Annotated in this window: 15 protein-coding genes; 7 read left to right on the top strand and 8 right to left on the bottom strand. The window is 58.9% G+C overall.

Going from position 1 to position 24,255, the window contains the following annotated elements:
• Positions 1 to 635 precede the first annotated feature (635 nt).
• Together AC5ZG1_RS39255 and AC5ZG1_RS39250 are read left to right on the top strand one after the other, a co-directional pair.
• Positions 636 to 1,568, top strand: coding sequence for a helix-turn-helix domain-containing protein (locus tag AC5ZG1_RS39255; RefSeq protein WP_496136120.1), 933 nt, complete (start codon positions 636 to 638; stop codon positions 1,566 to 1,568).
• 172 nt (positions 1,569 to 1,740) lie between these two features.
• A complete protein-coding gene (locus tag AC5ZG1_RS39250) occupies positions 1,741 to 2,691 on the top strand; it encodes a c-type cytochrome (protein WP_496136119.1) in 951 nt (316 codons plus the stop codon).
• A gap of 251 nt (positions 2,692 to 2,942) precedes the next feature.
• On the opposite strand, the gene AC5ZG1_RS39245 is transcribed toward AC5ZG1_RS39250, so the two are convergent.
• The 4 genes from AC5ZG1_RS39245 to AC5ZG1_RS39230 form a co-directional block, all read right to left on the bottom strand.
• Positions 2,943 to 4,238: a flavin-dependent oxidoreductase gene (locus AC5ZG1_RS39245; protein ID WP_496136118.1), complete on the bottom strand. Its 1,296-nt coding sequence runs from the start codon at positions 4,236 to 4,238 to the stop codon at positions 2,943 to 2,945.
• A 95-nt stretch (positions 4,239 to 4,333) separates the two neighbouring features.
• Positions 4,334 to 5,059, bottom strand: a complete 726-nt coding sequence (locus AC5ZG1_RS39240) for an alpha/beta hydrolase (protein WP_496136117.1) — start codon at positions 5,057 to 5,059, stop codon at positions 4,334 to 4,336.
• Positions 5,060 to 6,002: 943 nt separating this feature from the next.
• Positions 6,003 to 7,181, bottom strand: a complete 1,179-nt coding sequence (locus AC5ZG1_RS39235; RefSeq protein WP_496136116.1) for an MFS transporter — start codon at positions 7,179 to 7,181, stop codon at positions 6,003 to 6,005.
• 121 nt (positions 7,182 to 7,302) lie between these two features.
• The gene (locus tag AC5ZG1_RS39230; protein WP_496136115.1) at positions 7,303 to 8,097 is read right to left on the bottom strand and encodes an HD domain-containing protein; all 795 of its coding nucleotides are present in this window, start codon (positions 8,095 to 8,097) and stop codon (positions 7,303 to 7,305) included.
• Positions 8,098 to 8,753: 656 nt separating this feature from the next.
• On the opposite strand from AC5ZG1_RS39230, the gene AC5ZG1_RS39225 reads away from it, so the two are divergent.
• A complete protein-coding gene (locus tag AC5ZG1_RS39225) occupies positions 8,754 to 9,989 on the top strand; it encodes an efflux RND transporter periplasmic adaptor subunit (protein ID WP_496136114.1) in 1,236 nt (411 codons plus the stop codon).
• 26 nt (positions 9,990 to 10,015) lie between these two features.
• A complete protein-coding gene (locus AC5ZG1_RS39220; RefSeq protein ID WP_496136113.1) occupies positions 10,016 to 13,180 on the top strand; it encodes an efflux RND transporter permease subunit in 3,165 nt (1,054 codons plus the stop codon).
• A gap of 481 nt (positions 13,181 to 13,661) precedes the next feature.
• On the opposite strand, the gene AC5ZG1_RS39215 is transcribed toward AC5ZG1_RS39220, so the two are convergent.
• The 3 genes from AC5ZG1_RS39215 to AC5ZG1_RS39205 all read right to left on the bottom strand — a co-directional run bounded on the left by AC5ZG1_RS39215 (position 13,662) and on the right by AC5ZG1_RS39205 (position 16,201).
• A complete protein-coding gene (locus AC5ZG1_RS39215; protein ID WP_028165761.1) occupies positions 13,662 to 14,105 on the bottom strand; it encodes a MarR family winged helix-turn-helix transcriptional regulator in 444 nt (147 codons plus the stop codon).
• A gap of 233 nt (positions 14,106 to 14,338) precedes the next feature.
• On the bottom strand, positions 14,339 to 14,968 hold the full coding sequence (locus AC5ZG1_RS39210) for an HD domain-containing protein (RefSeq protein ID WP_496136112.1): 630 nt from the start codon (positions 14,966 to 14,968) through the stop codon (positions 14,339 to 14,341).
• A 204-nt stretch (positions 14,969 to 15,172) separates the two neighbouring features.
• The gene (locus tag AC5ZG1_RS39205) at positions 15,173 to 16,201 is read right to left on the bottom strand and encodes an RES family NAD+ phosphorylase (RefSeq protein WP_496136111.1); all 1,029 of its coding nucleotides are present in this window, start codon (positions 16,199 to 16,201) and stop codon (positions 15,173 to 15,175) included.
• A 181-nt stretch (positions 16,202 to 16,382) separates the two neighbouring features.
• Between AC5ZG1_RS39205 and pdxR the strand changes: the two genes are divergently transcribed.
• From pdxR to AC5ZG1_RS39190, 3 genes are all read left to right on the top strand, one after another.
• Complete coding sequence (gene pdxR / locus AC5ZG1_RS39200; protein WP_496136110.1) at positions 16,383 to 17,786, top strand: MocR-like pyridoxine biosynthesis transcription factor PdxR; 1,404 nt, start codon at positions 16,383 to 16,385, stop codon at positions 17,784 to 17,786.
• Positions 17,787 to 17,967: 181 nt separating this feature from the next.
• Positions 17,968 to 18,384: a cupin domain-containing protein gene (locus AC5ZG1_RS39195; RefSeq protein ID WP_028165758.1), complete on the top strand. Its 417-nt coding sequence runs from the start codon at positions 17,968 to 17,970 to the stop codon at positions 18,382 to 18,384.
• A gap of 192 nt (positions 18,385 to 18,576) precedes the next feature.
• Positions 18,577 to 19,533: an NADP-dependent oxidoreductase gene (locus AC5ZG1_RS39190; protein WP_496136127.1), complete on the top strand. Its 957-nt coding sequence runs from the start codon at positions 18,577 to 18,579 to the stop codon at positions 19,531 to 19,533.
• A 406-nt stretch (positions 19,534 to 19,939) separates the two neighbouring features.
• On the opposite strand, the gene AC5ZG1_RS39185 is transcribed toward AC5ZG1_RS39190, so the two are convergent.
• Positions 19,940 to 22,492, bottom strand: coding sequence for an ATP-binding protein (locus AC5ZG1_RS39185; RefSeq protein ID WP_496136109.1), 2,553 nt, complete (start codon positions 22,490 to 22,492; stop codon positions 19,940 to 19,942).
• Between the last annotated feature and the right edge of the window lie 1,763 nt (positions 22,493 to 24,255).

Raw genomic sequence — 24,255 nt, 5'->3', positions numbered from 1 at the left:
GCTGAGAGTGTGCAGTGGATGCGCATAGTGGTGCAAGATCGTGCCGCAATGTCGACCTTCACCTTGTCGTGCCGGCGACGTTGCGCGGCTGTGAAGCGGCGCTCGATCGCATCGATCGTGAAAGCAAACGCCAACTCCAGCGACCCGGGCCGCATCGACACGACGCAACAGCGCTGTAAGCCGACGCGACCACGGTGACGATCAAGCAAAAAATGTGCGCTCTCGGCTTATTGAAACAGTACCAAGATTGATCATTCCAATTGCACCATACCCTGTTGCGCTGGCCCGGACGCACGATGTCGTGATGCGGCACTGCGTGGTCGACATTTGGGCAGACGCGATCTGCCTGGGCTTGCAATCGCCCGAGGAACGACCCGCGACGCGCGAGACGGAGTGAACCGCTCGACCAGCGATGTCCGCAGTGGGCGAAGTCGAAACTTTCAAGTTCGAAAGTCTGCAGCCGATCTGCGTCACCTCCGGTTTGCTATAGACTCACGATCGCGCGCTTCCGCAAGATTTGATTGTGCGAATCCGTTGAAACAGTTCGGACTGTTGTCTTCTCTCGAAGCCTCAAACCACAGTCTGAAAGGATCTAGGCGACGATGCGAAGTGCTGCTCTTCTCAGGTCACCGGAGTTGAATTACGAACAGTGGCGGGATCTGTTACGCCCGCACTTTGGGCTGTACACGGTAGACGATCCTAAAGTCTTTGCCGGCAGAGTTCGGTCGCGGAGCATCTTCGGATTCAATGCGTCGGAAATCAGCAACAATATTCGCCATTGTGAACGGACACACCGTTGCGAACGGACACAAAGGGATATTCGTCTTGATGGCGTTGATCACTGCTATGCCGTATTTCAGGTCGATGGGCGATCAACAATCATTCAGAATGATCAGGCCGTACAGCTGGCGGTGGGAGATGTCGCATTCATAGATTCGACCCGCCCAGTAACGTACGTTAATGATGGCCACGAAGAGTGGCTTTCTCTGCAGTTACCTCGCCAGTTTCTGATCTCCGCCCTCGGATTTGAGCCACGCGGTGGCCTTCGTGGCCACTCTGGAACGAGTGCGTCACGCCTGCTGTTCCAACTCGTTCTGGACGCCGTCGACGACGAGCAACCTATGCCAACGTCGGCTGCCAACTATATGCAGTTGGCGGTTTACGATCTGCTCGGAGCAGTATTCGCGCCGGCGGATCCAGCTCCGGGCTCTCTTCATTCGGATCGGTTGTTTAAGCGCATCTGCGATGTCATTAAGGATCGCTTTGCCGACCCAGAGTGCGGTCCGTGTGAGATTGCTGCCGAGGTCGGTATTTCGCTACGTTATCTGCAAAAACTGTTCACGAACCGCGGTTGTACCTGCAGCGGCTTCATTCAATCAGTGCGCCTGGATCAAGCTGCGCACTCTATTAAACGCCGGGGGTCGACGAAGTCGGGCCAGCCTCTGAGCACGATAGCCTACGCGTGCGGGTACCGCGATTACACTAATTTCGCCCGTGCATTCCGCCAACGCTTCGGTCACGCACCCGGCGTTCATCTGCGGGGCGACGACGCTCAATCCAGTGCGTGACGCAAGGCACGAAAGGGCGCGTTGGGCCCACGACGGCGGCCGTTCAGTGGCCTAGCTTTGATGGCACGCTGCCGACGGCTGCGTCACGAGATTTGTCGTCAGCGTGAACAACCGGCAGATTCCATTCTGCTCGGTTCACCTCCCCATGCGCATCATTTGTGTAGGAGTAGCAATGCAAAACATCGTCGGGCTGGCGACGTTGATCGCCATCGCCGCGTTATTGGCCTGGTCTGGTTTCCGCACTTGGCGTGTTAAAAGTGGCATCGTCAAATGGGGCGGCACAGGTCTGTTGGCACTGCTGTCCGTTGCGGTGTTGTCCGCCAGCGCGCTCACGTCGCTGGGGATGATCAAGCGGCGCAGCCGCTCGGCGCCCATCCCGGATATCAAGGTTGCGGCTACGCCGGAACTCATTGCGCGTGGCAAGGATATAGCCGACGGTCTTTGTGGCGCCTGCCATTCACATACTGGCACGCTCACCGGCGGCTACGATCTGGCCGTAGAACTCCAGGTTCCAATTGGGTCCTTCGTGGCTGCAAATCTTACTCCGGCCGGGCCATTGAAGCACTGGTCCGATGGCGAGATCTTCCGCGCTATTCGTAACGGCGTTGACGCGGACGGCCGGTGGCTGACAATGATGTCCTACGTCAATGCCGGCCGACTGAGCGACGACGATATCAAGGCTGTGATCGCGTATATTCGTAGTGTACCAGCGGCAGGGGATCCGACCCCGGATCCGCCCGATCAGCTCAATATGCTCGGGCTCGCCATGCTCGGCGCAGGCATGCTGTCAACCGGCAAGCCCATCATCACGGAACACGTCTCAGGGCCGTTGAAAGGGCCGACCTTTGAGTTTGGCGAATACATCCTGGCGTATCAGGACTGCCGTGAGTGCCACGGCAAGAACCTGAGCGGTGGCGTGCCTGGACAGTTGGCGCCGCTCGGACCGAACCTGAATCTGGTCAAGGACTGGACCCTTGCCGGCTTCATTGCAGCCATGCGCACCGGCATCGATCCCAACGGTCATCAGATCAGCGAACAAATGCCGTGGCGTTCTGTCGGAAAAATGGATGATGACGAGCTGACCGCGATCTATCGGTATCTGACGCATATGCCCAACTCATAATGCCACTTGTATTTGCGAGCATCAGCACACTGCAGCGGGCCGACGGAGTCATCGGCGCGCGCTCGCGCGGCCCGGCGTATTCATCAAACGCGTTCTCGACCTGCAGCGTTCTGGATTGAAGCGCTTTCGCCAGCCGCATGCTGACTTGATGATCGTTGCGGGACGTGCAGATAAAGAGAATCGCGCCGCGGCAGCATGACAGAACACCCGCCTGTCTTCTCCGAATCCCTCGATAAGGCTTCCCGCAGCTGCTACTCGTGGTTGGCGAGTCCTGTTAATCGTGCATAGCCGCCAACGATGTCAGCGAGCTCTGCGGACGTGATCACGTCCTCCACGCAATTGAAGCCTTGCGGTGCGCGCTCGGCCACCAGGTCCAGCACACGCTCGGGCCCGCCTCTACGATTATTGCGCACGACCTCGGCAGTCTTCGGTAGTCTCTCGGCCTCATAAGCACTGAGCGCCGCCTCAGGTGCCAGTTCGGACAGGAGCCTCGCCAGGCACTGCGCATCGAGAACGGCCTGGGCTGAGCCGTTCGAGCCGGTGGGATACATGGGATGCGCCGCATCGCCCAGCAGTGTCACGCGGCCTTGGGTCCACCAGGGAAGCGGATCCCGATCGCACTCCGGGTACTCAAAAAAACGCGGCGTAGCCCGGATCAGCGCCTCGACCTCGAGAAAGGGCAACCGCAGGCGCGTCGCGAAGGGAAGCACCTCCTCAAGCTTGCCGGGGCGAGACCAGTTTTCACGCTGGGGCGGCGGTGATGCGCCATTCGCCACCTTGCCGTTCATCACCCAGTTGGTCAGCCGCGTTCCCGCCGATCCGCCCTCGGCGATCGGATAGACGGTCAGCTTGGCCATCTGGTCGGCGGCGATCAGCATGACATTGCCGCCCTCGAAGACCGGCCAATCCACTACTCCCCGCCATAGCTGACTGCCTTGCCAGCAGATGCCGCCGTCCGCCGGATGCAGCAGGGCGCGTAACGCCGAGTGGATGCCATCAGCACCTACCAGCGCGTCGCCACGCTCCTCTGCTTCGGTGCCGTCGGCCAGCGTGAAGCGTGCCGTGACGCCGTCGTTATCTTGACTGAAATCCTGCAGGCGATGGCCGTTGCGCAAACTGCCGTTTGGCAAGCGGGCCTGCGCCGTTCCCCACAGAATGCGGTGCAACCTGCCACGATGGATAGAGAGCTGGGGCATATCGTGCCCGGCCCAGAGGCCACACGCGCTAGTCCATATCTGTTGTCCGAGATGATTCACATACCGCAGTTCGCGGGTGCGGATGGCGATATCGTCGAGGTCTCCTAACAAGCCGAGCGACATGAGCACGCGGGTGCTGTGCGGGAGGATGTTGATACCCACGCCGAGCTCCCCGACTTCCGTAGCCGCCTCGAAGACAGCGCAAGGAACGCCCAACTGATGCAGCGACAATGCCAGCGTCAGTCCGCCGATCCCTCCTCCCGCAATAAGAACGTGCCGGCTGAGAGATCCATCCTGGCACTTGTTTTGCAGGCTGCTGGTCGATGGCGAATGATTCTTGTTCATCGGCATCGTCTTTCACTACAGAACTTGCCGAGCTGTCGCAGCTCGGCCGCCGCGAGCGTATCGCGGAAGCAGCAGTTCGATTGCCGACATTGACATCTGATTTAGTCGCGGCCGGCCTCTAGGATGGCCCTCGCTATCCGGTCCGGATGTGTGAAGCATATTTCATGAGACCCCGGAATCTGGATGAGGCGGAAGAGTCCAAGCTTCTCCGAAAGTCTCGGATGCCATGGATGGCTGTGCGACCCCGCAATATCCTCGGTACAGTTGATGTAGGACTTTCCAACGTCCATGTCGGCCGGATTGGTGGATAGACGGATCTTGTCCCTGAAGGTTTGCATCGGGTGCGGATTGAGCATGTTGTAGGCTTTTTGCGCTGTCTCAAGGTCACCATCATTGATGAAAGCTTCACGAAACACAGCGAACGGCAATAGGACCGAGCCATCATTCCGTTCTGCTGCGAGCGCCTCCATCGCGGCGACATGATGTGGTAAAGTCATATCGAGGACGGACTCTCCATTGTTGGGAACGTAGGCATTCCAATAGACCAGGCGCCGGATCCGGTGTAGGATGCGATCGGCCACTCCCGTGATCACCATCCCACCGTAGCTGTGCCCGACGAGTATTGTATCCTCACTGCCGATCTCTTCCAGATATTCGACGATGGATTCTATGGCTTCTGACAAGCCGACCGTCTTCGAGTTACCCGGTCGATTGCCTTTTATTGTGGGGGTATGGACATCATGTCCCATGGCCTGAATCAGGGAAGCCACAGTTTGGAGGGTGGCACCTGAGTGCCAGGCGCCATGTATAAGCACGTAGTTCGCCATGCAGTTTGCCTTTTCACGATCAAATACTTTTTGCACGCCACACCAGTTTGATCGCATTCCGAGGAGAACGATCAACCGTTCAAGGATCGATGGTTACGGTGGATCAGCATCGACCGGTGCTACCGATCACCAAATAGGGCGACGCCTGATCTGGAACAGAACCAAGATTAGCGAATCTCGATGTACCGTTGAGCGATGGTTGCTTCGTATCTACGTTCATTCGCATTGGAATGGCCCTTCTCGAGCTTTCCGCAGAAGCTCAACTGGTTGGACGACGCGGCCACTGATGCTCCGCGTGGCGTTGGCTTTCGAGATGCAATCACCAATCGTCCTGTGACGCCATTCAGTCGCGGAAAGATGGAAGCTGAACGCCTTTGCCGCAACACGTGAGCTCAGTTTCTCCAGGTTTCGTGATAAAAGGTAAAGCCGTAGCCGCGTTCGCGATGTTTGCGGCGATATCACAATCGTTTGCCAGTGATCTTGCCGGTCAAGCCAGCGTCATCGACGGCGAGACGCTATAAATTCACCGGACACGCATACGCTATGAGGAATCGATGCGCCCGAGTCCGATCGGCTTTGCCGGACCAAAAGGTCTGACATCTCTTCAAATCCTTCATTTGGATATCGGAGACCAGATCGCCGATGTGCCGCCCCAAATCGGTGCTGCCGTGGCAAATGTGACGACGCCCCCAGGCTGGCGACGCTCGCCAAGGCCGGTCAGGTCGGTACCGTGGCGGTGTGGCCGAGCGCGCCCAACCGAACCAGAAGTCTGCCAAACGAACGCGCCATGCCAGGCGCCGTGAACGAGAAAAGGCACGGTGTGCAGCATTCATCGTGATCTCTACCCCAATGGCGACGTGGTCAGTGGACATGCAAGCCTCGCGGCTTGTCGGCTCGCGGCTTCAGTTTTTGGTCTTATTTCTATCAGTGTGATGCGGCCGGGCTACACATCCGCTGTTTCGCGCGGTTGGGCCGACGCTCGGTGGATGATCCGGAGATGAGCCAACTCAGCCATAACAAGCGCAACGACTATTGACGCCGAACCGACCAGACTTAGATAGTGCACGTCGATAACGAGAATGGCGATGCCGCCCAGCAAGCCTGAGCAGGCAAGCCCTGCATATAGTGCGGTGTTGTTGAGGGCCAGCAACAGGGGCGCGACGTGCGGCGCAAGCGTCACCAGCCGGTGTTGCTGCGGAACGTTCAGCCCCCAGCCGGAGATGCCCCAGATCGCGACGCTGACTAGTGCCGTCCCCATATGCGCGGAGGTCCACGGCAGAGCCGCGAAGTTGATCGCAGCGACGATAAGCGCGCCGTTGATGATCTCACGACTACCAAAACGGTCGACAAGCCTGCCTGACAGAAGATTGCCCGCGGTTGCCGCAACGCCCCAAAGAAACAGCATTCCGGCCAGAACACGGATGTCGCCCTTGGTGACGTGATCGAGCGTTAGCCCAATATAGGTGTAGACCATCAACAATCCGCCATAAGCAAACAGAGTGGTCAGCAATGTCAGAGCAATGCGACTATCATGGAGCGGACGGAGCCTTTCACGCAGGGTGATAGGCGGAGGCGTCGGGATGGCCCGAAGCATTAGTGAGACGCCGATCATCGCTATCAGGCCAAGCCCAGCGACGGACCAGAGTGTGCCACGCCACCCGCCCAGGCCTCCAATAAACGTGCCGATCGGCGCTCCCAGTGCGGTTGCACCGGCAAGTCCCGCTGTGACGATTGCAAGGGCGCGGCCCCTTTTTTCATGCGCAACAAGCGAGGCCGCTGCGCCGAGCGCTGTGGGGGCAAACATCGCTGCGCCGAGTCCGGCCAGCGCGCGGCTGATAAGGACGGTATTGAGGTCGGTCGCAACCGCGCTAAGCGCGTTGCCGACAACAAAGATTCCGAGCGCTGACAGTAGCAAGAATTTGCGTGACCATCCGCCCGCGACAGCGGCGACGACTGGGGCCAGAACTGCGAATGACAACGCGTAAATCGACACCATTTGTCCCGCAGCACTGGCGGAAGTGTTCAGTGAGGTCGAAATGCTTGGTAATATACCAGCGACAACAAAATTGTCCGTTCCTACAGCGAACATTCCAACGGCGAGAACAAGTAGTCGACGATCCATGGTTGGCCTTCTTAGTTTGTTAGCGCCTTGACATCCCGGCGCAGCGCCGATGCTTCTGGACGCGCTGCACACGTGGCAAACGGTTATGCTCGTGAGGCAGTTCAGAGGTTTGGACGGATACTCAGTGTTTCCAGTGGGAGCCCATAAAACTGTGGCACAGGCTTGCGCGCCGAAAGTTCGGTTCATCCAAAGCAACAATATCATCGTAGAAGGTGCCAAACGTGCTGTCGGGTCTATGCTTCACGCCCCGATGGAATTCCTCGATGATCTCGCGCTTGAAGTCTTTGCTACTTGGATAGGCGGCGGTCACTGCCTCGCGTTGCTCCCTCGGGAAATGGTCGGAGCCCCGGCCCACAACATCCATTTCATCTCCTTGCTGAAGCAGGGCGATCTCAGGATGCATGTATTCCGGGATGTCCAAAGTCGTGTGAAGGGCCACAGCGGTCCAAACTTTCTGGATATCTCTTTTGGAGATACTATAGTTCTGAAGAAATTCGCGCGCGGCATTCGCGCCGTCCACTTCAAAGGGAAGCTGGCTCTCCCGATAACTCTCGGTAAGACCGATGTCGTGGAACATAGCTGCTGTGTAGAGAAGTTCCGGATCAAACGTTAGGCGCTTCCGCCTCCCAATCAGTGCGCCCCAAAAATAAACCCGAGTGGAATGGTAAAACAGAAGGTCGCCCTCTGCGTTGCGAATGAGCTGCGTTACTTCGCGCGCCATTTTGCTGTCGGGAATCTTTACGCCGAAAATCTTTTTAGTCATCTGCGTTCTCCTCAGGAAGCATCGAGGCTCGGCCGAGCGGCGCCTTCCGCTTTGGACAATGATGCCACGAGAGATTGAAGCTGCATCGGAGCCGCTCAGGCCGGAGGTCATGGCGAGCAGATGCGCACGGTCCGAGCCATAAAGCAGCACCATGATTTGCAATTCTGAGTGTACCATCGCGCGATCGCCGCGCTCCCCATCGACCGCGTTTTATGGCGCGGCCGCCGCGGCTCAGCGCCGGGAATGGTTGAACAGACCTACGCGGGCTGCCTCACGCCGCCGCAGGAACCATCAACTGCATTATGCGATCACTGCCCCAGGATCCTGAGACTCTCCGTGCGCGTGTCGATCCGCGCGAACGACTGGGGTCAATGAGCGATGCACCCGCATGATAGCTCTGTAGATCGAGGACGCGCCTAACCGCATTGCGCGGCGCCTGCATCGTTCGCGCGCTCGTCTCACATTGATCCCGACCCGCGACCATACCAAACGCGCGTTCACGTCGGCCTTGTCTTTGGTCCTGCGAAGACCAGACGTTGGACTTTCTATTCAGTAGAGAGACAATTCGGCGCACGGACCCAGATACCCGATCGGCGCCGCCGCAGCAGCACAGCACGGTGCAATCAGAATTGGCAATCTTGGTACTGTCAAACGATCTGACGGGCCACATCTCTCTCCTTGATGGCGCTTCTGCATCGCGGCGCGGCGTTGAGATGTTTCCGGCTCCCGCTCCTGCCGAGAACCAGATCGGCTCTTACTGTTAGAGTTATCCAAACGAGAAACGCCATGCAGAGAGATATGGACGGTCAATGGATCAAATCAGCAACCGCTCGGAGATTGGAAGGTCACTCGGCTCCTCGACCACGCAACGATGGTGGAAGGTCTTGAGCACAGGCGCGGCTCTTGTAGCCCTATCGCTCGGATACTTCGCATCTTCTCGCTACAAAGATGATCAAGCGGCGCCGCGGCAAGCGGGAGCACTTCCGGTAACAGTAAGCGAACCCTTGCGGCGAGACGTAGAGTCCCGGCTCGGATTTCTTGGACAGTTCTCGGCCATCGACCGCGTGGAGTTGCGCGCTCAGGTTGGAGGTGTCCTCACCGAAATTCATTTCAAAGATGGGCAAATCGTACACAAGGGCGACCTGCTTTTCGTGATCGACCCGCGTCCATACGAAATCAGACTTGCGCAGGCGAATGCGCAGCTCCACGCCGCAGTGGCGCGCCTCGCACTGGCGAACAATCAGCTCTCACGCTCACAATCGCTCCGGCGCGATGACTTTGCGACCCAAGAAACGGTCGACCAACGCACCAATGAGCAGCATGCCTCCGAGGCAGCGGTGGACGACGCCAGAGCCCGCATCCGAGATGCTCAGCTCGACCTCGAATACTGCCGGGTCGCGGCGCCTTTTACCGGACGAATCGGCGCCCGCCAGGTCTCAATCGGCGACCTGATCGCCGGCAGCCGAGCGGCCGTCAGCCCGACCACATTGCTCGCAACGCTGGTTTCGCTCGATCCGCTCTATCTCGATTTTGACATGAGTGAATCCGACTACCTGGCGTTTTCACGCGAACGTGCGCACATTGCCGGCCCACTCGCCGACACGATCGCGTTTGGCCTGAGCGACGAGACCAATTTAAAAAGGCACGGCACCCTCGATTTCGTCGACAACGCTCTTGATCGCTCGAGCGGAACGATCCACGCCCGAGCTACCGTGCCAAATCCGGATCTGTTTCTCGCGCCTGGTCAATTCGCGCGGCTTCGTGTGGCTGTTGCGGCGCCGACGCCGGCTCTCCTGCTGCCCGACTCGGCGCTGGTGCTCGATCAGTCGCAACATCTGGCCATGACGGTTTCTCCGGACGCGACCGTGGTACCGAAGATTGTGCAACCGGGAGATCTTAGAGGCGGCCTCCGGGTGATCCGATCGGGCCTTGAACCGAACGACCGGGTCGTCATCGACGGACTGGTGCGGGCTAGGCCAGGCACGAAAGTCGTGCCGCAGCATGGTGCGATCCATTACGACCCAGCCGCCGATGGCCAAGACTGAGCAAAAGCTGCGACTGGAACGATCCCATGCGCCTCGCACACATTTTCATCGATAGGCCCATATTCGCGACCGTACTGAGCGTCTTCGTCAGTTTGATCGGGCTTGGCGCGCTCGCCATTTTGCCTGTCGCTCAATATCCGGAGATCGTGCCTCCCACGGTTCAGGTAACGACCACCTATCCGGGCGCTTCCGCGGAGACGGTCTCGCGGACCGTTGCGACGCCGCTTGAGCAACAAATCAACGGCGTCGAGAACATGCTCTACTTGACTAGCCAATCGACCGGTGACGGCAAACTCACCGTAACCGTGACGTTCCGGATTGGGACCGACCTCAACGTCGCGCAGATGCTGACGCAAAATCGCGTTCAGGACACCCTCCCTCGGTTGCCGGAAGACGTCCAACGACTTGGGGTGCAGGTGAGAAAGGCGACGCCCAACATTCTTTTGGCAGTTCACCTCTATTCGCCGGACAGTTCGCGTGACACCCTGTATTTGTCGAACTATGCGACGCTGCACGTAAAGGACGTGCTGGCGCGGCTACCCGGCGTGGGCGACGTGCAATTCCACGGCGCGCGCGAATACGCGATGCGCATTTGGCTCGATCCGGACAAGGTCGCGGTTCACAATTTGAGCGCGGGCGAAGTCCTTGCGGCTCTGCGAGCGCAGAACATTCAGGTCTCGGCCGGCATCCTCAACCAGCCGCCGGTCGCCTCAGACCAGGCGTATCAGCTCAACGTGCAGACGCTAGGGCGGCTCGCTACGCCGGAGCAATTCGGCGCCATTGTGCTCAAAGCTGATCATGAGGGGCGCGTTACCCGCATCCGCGACGTAGGCCGTGTTGAAGTCGGTGCGGCGGACTATGGCTCTACGGCCTTCTTGGACCGCGGACCGGGCCTGCCGCTGCTCATTTTCGCCCAGCCTGGCGCCAATTCTCTGACGGTGGAGCACGAGGTCCTATCGAGCATGGAGACGCTTTCGAAGGAGTTTCCGCCCGGCGTCGCCTATAAAGTTATCTACGATCCGACCATATTTGTCGGCAAATCCGTCGACGAAGTCATCACCACCATCTTCGTTGCGATCCTCTTGGTTGTAGGCGTGGTCTTCCTCTTTCTCCAGAGCTGGCGAGCCGCGATTATTCCGGTGATTGCGATCCCGGTGTCTCTCGTCGGCACCTTCACGGTTCTCTACGCGGTTGGGATCTCCCTCAACAATCTTTCGCTGTTCGGGCTGGTGCTTGCGGTTGGCATCGTCGTCGACGACGCCATTGTTGTGGTCGAAAACGTTGAAAGGAATCTGGAACGCGGGATGACGCCTGCAAAGGCAGCCTATGTCACGATGGACGAGGTGGGCGGCGCGTTGATTTCAATTGCACTGACACTTTGCGCCGTGTTCGTGCCGTCAGCATTCCTGTCGGGCATTTCCGGCCTGTTCTTCCGCCAGTTTGCGGTGACGATCGCCGCGTCGACGTTGATCTCCTGCTTCGTCTCACTGACCTTGAGCCCAGCGCTCTGCGCGGTTCTGTTTAAGGCGCACGAGCCGGGCCAAAAGATTCGTCCGTCCGGCATTCGCCGCTTGGTGCGGGCAGGATTTGACATGTTCAATTTTGGATTCGAGTGGCTATCGACGAGGTATGGGCGCGTGACGGGTCGCCTCGTCCAAGTGACCAGCGTAGTATTGTTGGCTTATGCTGCGCTGATCGGTATCGCCGGCGTCCAGTTTGCCCGTGCGCCGACGGGGTTCATTCCGGAGCAAGATCAAGGCTATCTCATTTCCGTCGTGCAACTACCGCCGGGTGCGACGCTGGATCGCACCGAAGCTGTCCTTAAGAAGGCGATCGACATCATCTTGACAACGCCAGGCATCGAACATGTCGCGCCTTTTGCCGGGCTGGACGCGACGACCTTCACCGTTGCCTCAAATGCCGGGACGATTTTTTCGGGGTTGCCGTCCCTATATAGCCATCATGTCGATGGCGTCACTGCGAGGACCGTTCTGGACGACCTGCGCAAACGCCTTTCTGCGATACAGGACGCCTATGTACTGACCATCCCGCCGCCTCCGGTACAGGGCCTCGGCACCGCCGGCGGTTTCAAGATGATGCTTCAGGATCGCGCGGGACTCGGTTCTGACGCGCTCGCCCGCGCGGCGCAGGCGCTCGTCGGGGCGGCCAACAAGGATCCCTGCTTCGCAGGGGTCTTTACCTTGTTCGGCACCGGCGCCCCGTCGATTTACGCGGATATCGATCGCGAGAGAGCCGAGAAAGTCGGCCTGACCCCGACGGACGTGTTTTCGACGCTGCAAGTTTATCTCGGTTCTCAGTACGTCAACGACTTCAATTATCTTGGCAGAACATATGAGGTGATTGCGCAGGCCGACGGAAGCTTCAGACGAGATCCGCAGGATATCGCACGGCTCAAAGCGCGGAACACGTCGGGCGAAATGGTACCCATTGGGACGGTGGCTAGATTCAAATACGAGAACGTTCCGTACCGAGTGCCGCGGTACAATCTTTTTCCCGCGGCCGAAATCATGGGAGTAGCCGGGCCGGGCGTGGCGACAGGCACGGCGCTGCAAAGGATGGAAGAGCTTGCGCGGCAGGTTCTGCCGCCCGGCGTCGGGTTCGAGTGGACCGAACTGGCCTTCCAGCAACAGCAACCTGGAACGTCATCTCTGCTCATTTTCGGTGCGGCAGCCCTGTTTGTCTTTCTGGTGCTGGCGGCTCAATATGAGAACTGGAAATTGCCACTCGCAGTGGTCATGATCGTGCCAATGTGCCTGCTCGCATCAGTTACAGGCTTGGCAGCACGTGGCTTGCCCATCGACATCCTGGCGCAGATCGGTTTCGTTGTTTTGGTGGGCCTCGCGGCCAAGAACGCGATTCTGATCGTAGAATTTGCACGACAGGCCGAAGAGCACGGTGCCACCCCAGGTGACGCGGCGGTCGGCGCCGCGCGGACCAGGCTCCGGCCTATTCTTATGACATCGCTCGCATTTATTCTCGGCGTCGCTCCGCTCGTTGTTGCGACCGGCGCAGGCGCAGAGATGCGGCAGTCGTTAGGGACCGCCGTTTTCTCGGGCATGCTGGGCGTAACGGGGTTCGGTCTTCTCTTTACGCCGGTATTCTACACCGTGGTTCGCGGGTCTGGTCGAAAAGCAAGCCAACCGGCGGACGTCGTCCGTGCGCCAAAGTGAAACGTGGTGTTTTTCGTCGCCTTACTTCCGTTCGGTACCCTAAGTATCAGCTTACTTTCGCTCGGACGAGATCCAGCCGCAGGAAGCGCACCCAAGCGGGCGCGGAAGTTTCGGGCAAATGGACTGTTGACATGGAAGCTGTGCCGCATGATCCAAATGGAGCGCCCTCATGAAATGGCCAGATGTTGTTGCTCGCGCTACGAGGACCTTCTGAAGACCTGTTGATGAAGAAGCAGGTCAACACGTTCGTCCCGTAGCCCCTAGAGGGGCCCAGCAAATCAATAAGCGATCGACCGCGAACGTTCATCTGGCCGGGATTGAACCAGCACTCCGAAGAAGGGGTTTTAACCGCGTACGTCTACCTGTTTTCGCAGGCCAATGATGGTGCGGAGCGCGATGAGTCTGATGAAATCCTGCCAGCGCGCGAGCCGACTGCGGCTGAGCAGAAGCGGCCCGGCCCAAGGTCGATTGTTTGAGCCGCTCAGATTGCGCAGTCGATCAGCTTCTTCAGCAGCCGCTTAAGCTCGCTGACTGAACTAGTGCCGCATCTCTGCACGATCTGCGCTTCCTGACTCATCGCCAGCAAATCGAGTTGGTGACATAGGATCCTGCCGCGGTCGGAGCAGAACATCAGCACTTTTCGACGATCATTGGGATCCGAGGCCCGACACACCAGAGTATCCGATACCATGCGGTCGATGATTTTCGTCAGCGTTGGATGATTGAGCAGCACAACTTCGGCAAGGTCGCTCATAGAGCGTCCGTTTCCGTCCGAAAGCACCTTCAGAATGCACCATTGCTCAACAAGCATACCTTCGTTGGCAAGGCGTGATTTAAGCTGCCGGTTGATTGCCCGATTGGCTTGCGCGAGCCGATAGACGAGATATTCCGTGATGGGGGTTTCCTGACCGGACTGCTTGGCCATCGGGGCGAAAATTTTCAAGCCTTTAATTCGACCGGAACACGAGAGTTGGCGCGCCATGGGAAGCCATGCATCGTCCGATCACCACACCTTCCGCTCTCGGTGCGCCGACTGGCGCGCCCGGGGCGCTGCCGAGATAGATGACCAACCGAACCGGCAGCCCTTTCATTCTCGATATGCAGCGAGAGAATGGATGCTGTACGGGCGTCATTCACCGGATCAAATCGTCAAATGACTCAACTGCTCCACGGAGCATCATGGATGCGAGCGCATACGCTTGGCTTACGGAATGTAGGATCACGATGTTCGATAAATTCGAAATTGACGGTACCGAACGTCGTTCTAGGCTTCCTTAAGGCCGAGCAAGTCTGAACTTCAATAAACTCTCTCTTGAAATCGCCGCGAGGAAAGGCGGCGATCACCTGGTCCCGTTGCTCTGGCGTGTACTCGTCATATCCTCTGCCGTTGAGGACGCCCGCGTTGGTAAGAGCGATTTCTGGTCGCATGTACTCGGGGATGCCGGGTGTCGTATGCAGGGCGATCGCCTCCCACACCAGATCCGCCTTCGGTTTTGGGATGCCATGGCTCCGGAGAAATTCGCGCGCCGCATCGGCGCCGTCGACTTCAAAGCGCTTATCCTGGGTTTGGTAAGCATCGGCAAGACCCAAGTCATGAAACAGCGCGGCGATGTACAGCAGTTCAGAGTCGAACTTTAGGTTCTGGCGGATTCCCTTCATCGCACCGAACACAAACACGCGAACCGAGTGGTTGAACAGCATCTCGGTTTCATGTTGCCGTACGAGTTCGGCGGCTTCGCGCGCGATCTTGCTATCGGGGATCTTAACGTCAAAAGCAAAATCAGCCATTATCGAACTCCTATCTTCGTTGCTGCGATCTGCGCTGTCTGGGTTGACTGGGCTCCCACGACGCTGATTCATCGGCCATCGCTGCTACTGGCGAATAGATGCGTTGCGCTTGTTTACTGAACAGTACCAAGTTTGCCGATTCGGACTGTACCATCCTGGGATGGTTGCTTTTCCCGTGCACTTGGTGCGCTCGCGCGGACTTGCCTAAAGATTGATGCTGTCGCGTTTTTCGCGACGTTGCCGTTTCACAGTGAATTCCTCGGTCGCGAATTCCACGCGCTTTACGCGATGCACCTCTATACTTTCGGGCACGATGCGAAGACTAGCTTCGCGCCAATCGACGTCCCGCGGGTCAAGAGGCATTGCTTCCGCAATTGCAGTGAAGTCCAGGCGTTCCGGCTCTCGTTTGCTCTTTTGAACCTCCTTATGCAACGGTGAAATTTTCTCAACCACCTCGTAATCTTCTACCCAGCCATCCTCTGCCCAATAGCCCGTGCTCGCGCTAATCTCTGTTCCCTCCGGAACACTCAGGGCCTCGACACGGGCTGCCTTGTGAAAAAGAGTGACGTAAAGATCGTTTCCGATGGGCTGCACTGATGGAGAAATGATGCCGTCAATCGGCACCGAAGCTTCGGTCGCTAGAAAATCGGCTACAGCCTGCGTTGCGAGGCATTCAAACGGATCATCATCGGACATTACCGGCCGCACGATACGCCCACTCAGCAACCGCAGGAACACGGCGCCTTCCATCCTCCCAGCTAACCCGAAATCAGCAAGGCTTTCGGTGACCCGAACGTCACTGAGGGCGGTCAAATCGAGTAGTCGCAGCTTTCTGATGATCTCGAATTGGGCCACCGCGATTTGGCTACCAAGAGGTGGGCGCACCTCGGCAATAGCCGCTTTCTGATTGCTTGCGCCGTAGAAAACCGAGCTATTACGCGCGTTCATGCGACCGGCCGCCGCAAAAGGTGCTGGCGGCGCGCTGAGGTGGACGTCCGGCCTGCCGAGCGCAGCTTCGAGTCTCTCGTCTGATTGAAAGACCCTAGCGCGATAGAGGGTATGAAAATCCGTTCCCGGACCCGCATCCACCACGAGTGGACGGCCGTCGCGCGTTTGCAATTCGCCAATACCCTCGAAGATTAATGCGAGATGATTTGCTGCCGTCCGATTGAAAAAGCGCGTCTCGGCTTTGAGTGAATTCCCGAAGTTGCGCCAATCCGTACCTTGAGTCACTTAGCGTTCTCCTTGTGAGGCACCAAGCCTCGGCTGAGAAGGCCTTCTGCCTTGGACAACTCTGCCACAAAAGATTGAGTTGCATCGAAGCCGCTCAGGCCGTTGGTCATAGCGACTAGATCGGTTTGCCCTGATCATAAAACAGTACCAAGATTGCCAATTTTAACGGTACCATCGCGCCATGGCTGCCCTCCCCATCCAACTTGATCGTGACAGACGGACCCCGCTGGCTGCCCAGATCTATTGCGCGATCCGAGACGGCATCGAGAACGGGCGGCTCGCCTCCGGCGCGCGCTTGCCCTCCTGGCGCGATCTGGCCGCTCAGCTCGGCGTCTCCCGCGGCACCGTGCGTGTGGCCTACGAACGTCTCATCACGGAGCAATTCGCGATCGGTCTCGGGCCGGCAGGCACTCGTGTGGCCGAGCGCCCGTCCCGATCCTCAATGCCCGACGGGTCGCAGGAGGCCCCGCTTCTACCGGACCTGTTCTACGAGTTTGGAAGCGCACCGCGGGCATTTCAGATGGGCGTCCCCTCTCAGGACGCCTTCCCGTTCAAGCTGTGGTCGCGCATCCTGACTCGTCAGACCCGACTGGTTGCGGCAGCGCCGGTGACGTATCCGGATCCGCGTGGCGATCCGGAGCTGCGCAAGCAGGTCGCGGCTTACTTGGGGCTGGCCCGCGGCATTCGGTGCAGTGCCTCCCAGGTGCTCATAACGGGCGGATTCTCCGGCGCGCTCGGCCTGGCGATCCAAGGGCTTCAGCTTGGAAGGACGGGAGCTTGGATCGAGGATCCCGGCTTTCCGCTCACTCGCACTGCGCTGGTCCTGGCTGGCATGTCTGTGGCAGCTGTCCCGGTCGATGCGGAAGGACTGGATGTTGCCGCTGGTGTTCAGACTGCACCGGGCGCGACACTGGCAGTCGTGACACCGGGCCAGCAGGCGCCGCTCGGAATGACGATGTCGCTGCAGCGACGGCTCGCGCTGATCGCGTGGGCTCGGCGGAGCGATGCCTGGATCATCGAGGACGATTACCTGAGCGAACTGCAACTGAAAGGACGGGCCGCTCCGGCTCTTGCATCCCTCGATCATGGGGGACGGGTGCTGCACATCGGCAGTTTCAGCAAGACGATCAGTCCGGCGCTGCGCCTTGGTTTCATGGTCGTGCCGCAGGAACTGAGTGGTCCATTCGGTGAGCTCGCCGCTTGCTTGGCGCCCGCGCCGGCTGCGGCCGTGCAGCGCGCGGTGGCGGAATTCCTGCGGGAAGGGTGTTATCTTCGCCATCTGCGCCGCACGAAGCGGCTTTACGCCGCCCGACGGGAGACCCTGCTTCGTTGCCTGGGAGAGATGGCGTCTGACCCGGTAGAGGTGCAAGCAACCGCCGGTCTGGCAGTGATTCTGTCACTTCCCGATCTTGCGTCAGACGTGGACATCGCTTCGCGCGCCCTACAGTTCGGCTTGGCGCCCGCACCGCTGTCCCCGTGGTACATGCAGCCTTCCCGACAGAAGGGATTATTGCTCGGCGTGACCAATCTCAATGAACGGCGGCTGCCCGCGGACTGTCGCCGGCTATTGGAGTTGGCGCGATAGCACTGCAACTGAACATCGATGCCAACTCTCTTGACGGTACATTGAGAGTTGCCAATCTTGACGCGGATCCACCGCCACCATCGATCCGGACAATGTCTCTTCTGCGCAATCGTTCCGCTTTCGACTGCCCAACCCGCTACCTGGACGGCTAAGGAAAGTCGAACCTGTTAGGGAGGACGTGATGCGAACTTTCTCGGCATTGGCACTATTCGGTGCAGCACTTGTGTTAGCAGCGGTCGAAGTGTCGGCTGCAGGTGCACAGGAGGACGAAACCGTAAAGCCGGTCTTTCAGCATGCGATTCCAAATATCCCCGGCAAGAATTTGGTCGCCGTTGTCGTGAGCTACCCACCGGGCGGAAAATCCGTGCCGCATCGCCACGCGAAGTCGGCCTTCATCTACGCTTATGTGCTCACCGGCGCCATTCGAAGCGTGGTGGGGAACGAGCCCGCCAAGGTCTACCAGGCGGGCGAGAGCTTCCACGAGGAACCCGGAGCGCATCATAGGGTCAGCGAGAATGCCAGCGCGACCGAACCTGCCACCCTTTTGGCCGTGTTCATCGTCGATGCCGCGGACGAGCCATTGACGATACCGGACTAGAGTTCAGAGTCGCGACAAAGCCTGCGAAGCCGATCATCCTCGTAGGATGTTCGTGGCTTGCGGGAAACGGTCAAGCGCAGGTGCAGTGTTTGATCTCGGCGAGGACCAGAAACTGACTCATGTCCTAGCAAGGAGCCCAGCATGGCAAATACTCCTGTCGGCAATTCGACCCAAGGCCTAGCTCCCCCCACCATGTTGGCGTGGCGAGTACACGAATTCGGACCGCCGGAAGCGATGATTCTGGAGAAGGTGCCCAGGCCGGTTCCTGGCCCGGGTGAAGTCCTGATCGAAGTTCACGCTGCGGGAGTTGGTCCCTGGGACGGCTGGATCAGGGCCGGCAAAAGTGCGTTGCCGCAGCCTCTTCCGCTTACGCTGGGCTCTGATCTGTCCGGAACAGTCGCGGCTCTGGGCTCGGGTGTTTCCGATATCGCTCTTGGAGAGCAGGTTTTCGGTGTGACCAATAGCCAATTCGTTGGCGCCTACGCAGAGTACGCGGTGGCCTCTGCTGGGATGCTCGCGAAGAAGCCAAGCTCGCTGACCTACGCGGAAGCGGCTTCAGTTCCCGTTGTCGCAGTCACGGCGTGGCAGGCTCTATTCGATCATGCGCGCCTCCAAGCGGGTCAGACGGTCGTCATTCACGGAGCTGGGGGAAACGTCGGCGCCTACGCGGTTCAGCTCGCTCGTCACGCTCGGCTGCGCTCCATCGCGACGGCGGGGACCAAAGACATCGAGTATGTACGGTCTCTCGGTGCGGACAAGGTATTGGACTATCATGCCCAACGTTTCGAAGATGTGGTGAAGGATGCCGACGCGGTACTCGATCTGGTTGGAGGCGAGACGCAAGAACGTTCATTTCAGGTCCTTCGCCGGGGCGGCAAGCTGATTTCTGCGGTGTCCCAGCCTGACCAAGCCCGCGCAAAACACCACGCTGTCACCGCAGCGTTTTTTCTCGTAGAGGTGACCACCGAGCGGTTGCGCGGCATTGCCGACCTTATCGATCGCGGTGAACTGAAAACCCATGTCGGTATGGTTCTTCCTTTTGCCGGTGCGCGAGACGCTCACATGATGTTGGAAGGTCAGTTACGGCCGCCAAAAGGGAAGATCATCCTCAACGTAGAAGCGGCAGGCGACGTCCCCGCGTCCGCTTGAATTTGGCTTAACATGAGCTTGACCGGCAAGCAGGCGTGAAGGCCGCCGGGGGGCCCCACGCAGGTCGGGAATACACGTCCCAAGGAGCGCGGATCCGAACGTCACGCACTTCGTCTGTCAGGATCAAAGCATCGCCTCGGATAGATTGGCGCGACGACTGCGTTCGGCAGTAGTCCAAGCAAGCCATAAGCGAGATGCGGTTTAATATCGGCTTGATGCCGCTTCTTTTTGAACGAAGCTAAGCTAACTCGCTGCGGTGTGGCAGTGACCGTTTCGCTTCCCGCGTTTTGCGTCGGACGTGGATCTCGCGTCCCGCGCCGGTGCTCCTGTCACCATGGCACATGCAGCCGCCCCGGCAACAGGGATTGCTGCTCGGCGCGAAATGCGCCGATATTTTCGTCCCTGCCTAATCATCGCCTTTCTGCAGCACAGAACGCAGACTTTGAGCTAGCTCGGATCGGCTGAACGGCTTTTGAATAATTGGAAACTCTTCGACCGCTGCGTGACGATCGAGCACATCTTCCGCGTAGCCCGAAGTAAGCAGTACCTTGATCTCGCTGCTCCGTCGCTTTGCTTCGCGGGCGAGTTCAACACCATTCGGCCCGTTCGGCATTACGATATCGCTGAAGAGTAGGTCAAATTCCTGGCCACTCTCGATAATCCGTATGGCTTCGGTGCTATTCCGGGCACAGAGAACCCGATAGCCGAAGGTGGTCAGCGTTGCTGATGTGACCTCCAATAGATCGTCATCGTCGTCGACCAAGAGAATTCGCTCGGAGCCTCCGCGCACGCGTTGAGATTGATCGGTTTCCACCTCGGCATGATGCACTTGTGGGGCTTTCGGCAGGTACAGCGCGATCGTGGTGCCGACATTGGGCGCGCTTTCGACGGTAACATACCCGTTGGATTGCCGGACAAAGCCATAGACCATGCTAAGACCGAGGCCGGTGCCTTTGCCGACTTCCTTGGTCGTAAAGAAAGGCTCAAAAATCCGGTCCCGAATTTCGGGAGCCATCCCGTGGCCAGTGTCGGCCACCGCCAGCCTCACATATGGTCCGGGTGGGCACCCGGCTACGGCTCCCTCATCGAGGAGAACGTTCCGCGTCTCGATCTCGAGCACGCCGCCACCCGGCATCGCATCGCGACTGTTTAGCGCCAGATTGAGGAGGGCTGTCTCCAGCAGGGACGGATCGACCTGGCACAGCCATAACTGTTTATCAGTCCGCATTCTGACCTCGCATCCTCCTCCGACCGCTTGACGGACGAGCCCCTGGAATTCGGAGATCAGCTCGTTCGCGTTGACCAGTTTGGGGTTGAGTTTTTGCCGGCGGGAGAAGGCGAGGAGCTGTGCGGTGAGCTTCGCTCCCCGATCAGTGGCGCGCCGCGCGGTTGCGGCGAACCGACGGATATTGCCGTCATCCGCCGCGCCCTCGATGAGCTCGAGGCTTCCCGAAACGACGGCAAGCAGGTTGTTGAAGTCATGAGCAACGCCGCCCGTGAGTTGTCCGACAGACTCCATCTTCTGACTCTGATGAAGTTGCTCCTCAATGAGCTGACGCGCTTCCGCAGCATGCTTCTCCTCCGTGATATCTCGGAAGAAGATCGCGAGACCCTCGCCCGAAGGGAACGCGTTGATTGCATACCAGAGGCCACGCCGAGAGCAATGTACTTCGAACGAAACCGGATGGCGGCCCGACATGGCTTCTCGAAACTGGCTGAGGATTTCCGTGTTGGAGGCATCCAGAAGGACCCCATGTAAGTTTATGCCAATGAGTTCTCGCCCTTCGGCGATCTGCGTCCAGGCTCTTTGGTTGAAGAAGCTGACGCGCCAGTCGCGATCGATGATGACGACGCTGTCACTCGTGCTTTCGAAGACCGTCGTGAGCCGGGCCGCGGCGTCCTCAGCTCTCTCCTTCGCGTCTGACAATTCCCGCTCACGACGTTGCAGCGCGTCGGCCATGGTATTGAAAGCGTTGGCGACCCGCGCGATTTCGGACTTGTCGCGGATGTTCACGCGGCGGGCGTAGTCGCCGAGCCGCCATTGGTTCGCGGCGTCCACCAATAATCCAAACGGGCGATGAATGAACTGCCGGGCCCCAAGCAGGGTCAGAACTAACACCATCACCGCACTTAAGGTGATGAGCAGGATATCGTGTCGCGTGCGACGCTGGATCTCGGCAAACGCCTTCATCTTGTCGAGGCCAAAGCTGACGCGCAGTCCTTCGGAATCGGGCCCGAGAGCGGACAAGCCAACAATCCGCTCGACGCCATCGACGTCAATCAAATCCGCGGTGGGACCGTGGCCCAGCATCGGTTCTTTCTTGCCAACAAACTTTCCGTTATCGGGATAACGGGCAAGGTATGTGCCGTTGCGATCGGTGACGGCCAGCGCATCTCCCGCTGGAACATCCATCTGTGCAATGTAGTCTGCCAGCCAATCAAGGCCGAGCGGCGCGATAACAACGCCGCCTATTCGACCGTCATCTCCATAGAAGGGCAGCGCAAAATGAATGAGCTTCCGGTGAATTGAAAGACCGGTCGAGAATTCTCCGACAGTAAACGCACCGGTCTTCAACGCGTCCGCGAAGTAGGACCGCCCGGAGACATTGACCGGCTTGCGATCACGGTCTGTATCGCAGAACGGTTGGCCATTCTGGTCGGTGACCAGGAAAGTGAGGAACGCCGGAAACCGCGATTTCATCCCTCCCAGCGCCGCATTGCATGCTTTGCTGTCCTTCGCCTTGATCGCGGGAAGTTCCGACAGCGCAATTAGCACTTGCCGAATGCCCTGAACGATCTGCAGCTGCTCTTTGGCAGCGAGCCGAGCCAGGTTGAGCGCCTGGTTCTGTACTTCGAGCTGGCGCGCGCGGCGCAGCTCAACTTCATTGTACGCCTGGATCGCGATCGCGGGCAACAATGCGACCGTAAGAAGCGTCCATAGGCGCGAAAAGATTGTCATTCGAGGACATCCTGATGATAGCCAGCATGCGGACGCCCCATAGGCCATGCTGCGAATTGGTCTGCACATCTCGACAGTTCGAAACACTCGCCTGCGAGAGGTTCAGGACTGGTGTACCCCGGGCTCAGTAGCACCGGCACCTGGAGGAAATTTTTGGTTACGATGCCAAGCATGTGGGTATATCTGCGGCGAGACCGGATGGAACGGTTGCCGACAAGTTGATGTGGATGCGGAGCGTCCTGCAGGTGGCCTGACGCGCCATCGCGCTGGAAAGTGGGTGCGCCGGAGTCGCCGAGTTGGACAATGTAACGCGTGCAGTTCATCAGCTCCGCCCGCGCGCTTGATACGATCGGGACCGAACCGGTGCCCTTCGGCTTGCCGGAGAAGCCGGAGCCGGGAGTCGAAGCCATGACGTCGTGGACTGCGTCCTCCGCCAGTCCGCCATGGCGCGTCGGATCCTAAGCGGGCCGACAGTTTTAAGCAGTTCGAACACCGAGCCGTCCAGGCCATCAATCATCGTCGTGAATTGCGGAAGGGCGCCGAGCCTGGCCTCGGCTTTTCGCCGGCCGGTAATCCGTGCCCGAGTGGCGCATCAGCTCGCGAAACGTGGCGAGCTGCACAGCCTGCGATCCACAATCGGCCGTCTCCGAGTCAGAAAACGCGTGATCTGATTGCAGTCGAGCCTTGCAGACTTGGTCTTGCTTGCATTGCGGCCGGTAGGATGGCGGGAGCCCGGCGTTTCCCAGAAACTCTCGCCGGCGCGCTAGATCCGCCTGGATCCCCATTCAGCTCGGACTCGATTTCTCGCGACAGGATCTAGGCGAATATCAGTGCCGATCTAGCGTGTGTATGGGAAGAGGACGCTCCGCCCGGCTTATGGTCAACAACCACAGCGACCGGCGATTTTCCGGAAGTGTTGGATATAGCCTTTTGGAAGTGCGACGTTAGCGTTCCGCCGCCGCCGTGGGCAGCGGCAGGCATTGCACCGGCGATGGCGACAGACGCGATTGCTGCGTCGATGATAGATCGCATTTCCATGACAGCTTCTCCTTGCTGCGTCCCTTGCCGGGGATAAATGCCCTCGCTGTGATTCGGGAAAGCACCAAGAACGTACAAAAATCGTGTACCGTCGAGATGGTTGTGAGATTCACACCCCACTGGAGCAACGCCGCTCTTCTCAGCTTGCGGCGCGGGAATTGCTTTAATCCCGCGCCATCGCTGCCAACAAATCGCCCGCCGCAGTCGGTAGCCCTCCAACGCGCTACTGGGAGGATTGGTTCGACATGAGAGGTGGTCCGCTCACTCGGTCTTATCACCTGCTAAAGATCGATCTCGGGCCTGAGCGCGAATTACGGCGCGGACCGTTCCTAGAATTCGAAGTGGGATCCCGGCGACAATACGCACTAAGTCGACGTGGAGGGCATGCTTTCGATGTCTCGGTCGGCGCCCGACGAAACATTCGCTCTACTGGACCAACGGGCGCTGGATACCCCGATCGTAAGCCCGGCATGGACAATTGTCCGGAGTGGATCAAAACGAGAAGAACTCAGCACGCGCAAATCTGGTCCGCTATTGCCCCGCAAAGCGGACCTCAATTACAGGTGCCGCCGCTTCGCTGAAGGGCCATAGGACTAAACCGCTCGCGCGGTAGGGAACCGGCTGGCAGCGGTGTCCAGACGATAGCGGAACAGGGCGTCCTGCCTTGAGATTGAGGGGTTTCGACAACCTCACTCAAGGCAGGAGCATCCCCATGATCGACGAGG

The sequence above is a fragment of the Bradyrhizobium sp. Leo78 genome, from assembly GCF_059512425.1.
Note: the sequence above shows the minus strand (reverse complement) of the source record. Positions and strands in the feature narration are given on the sequence as shown.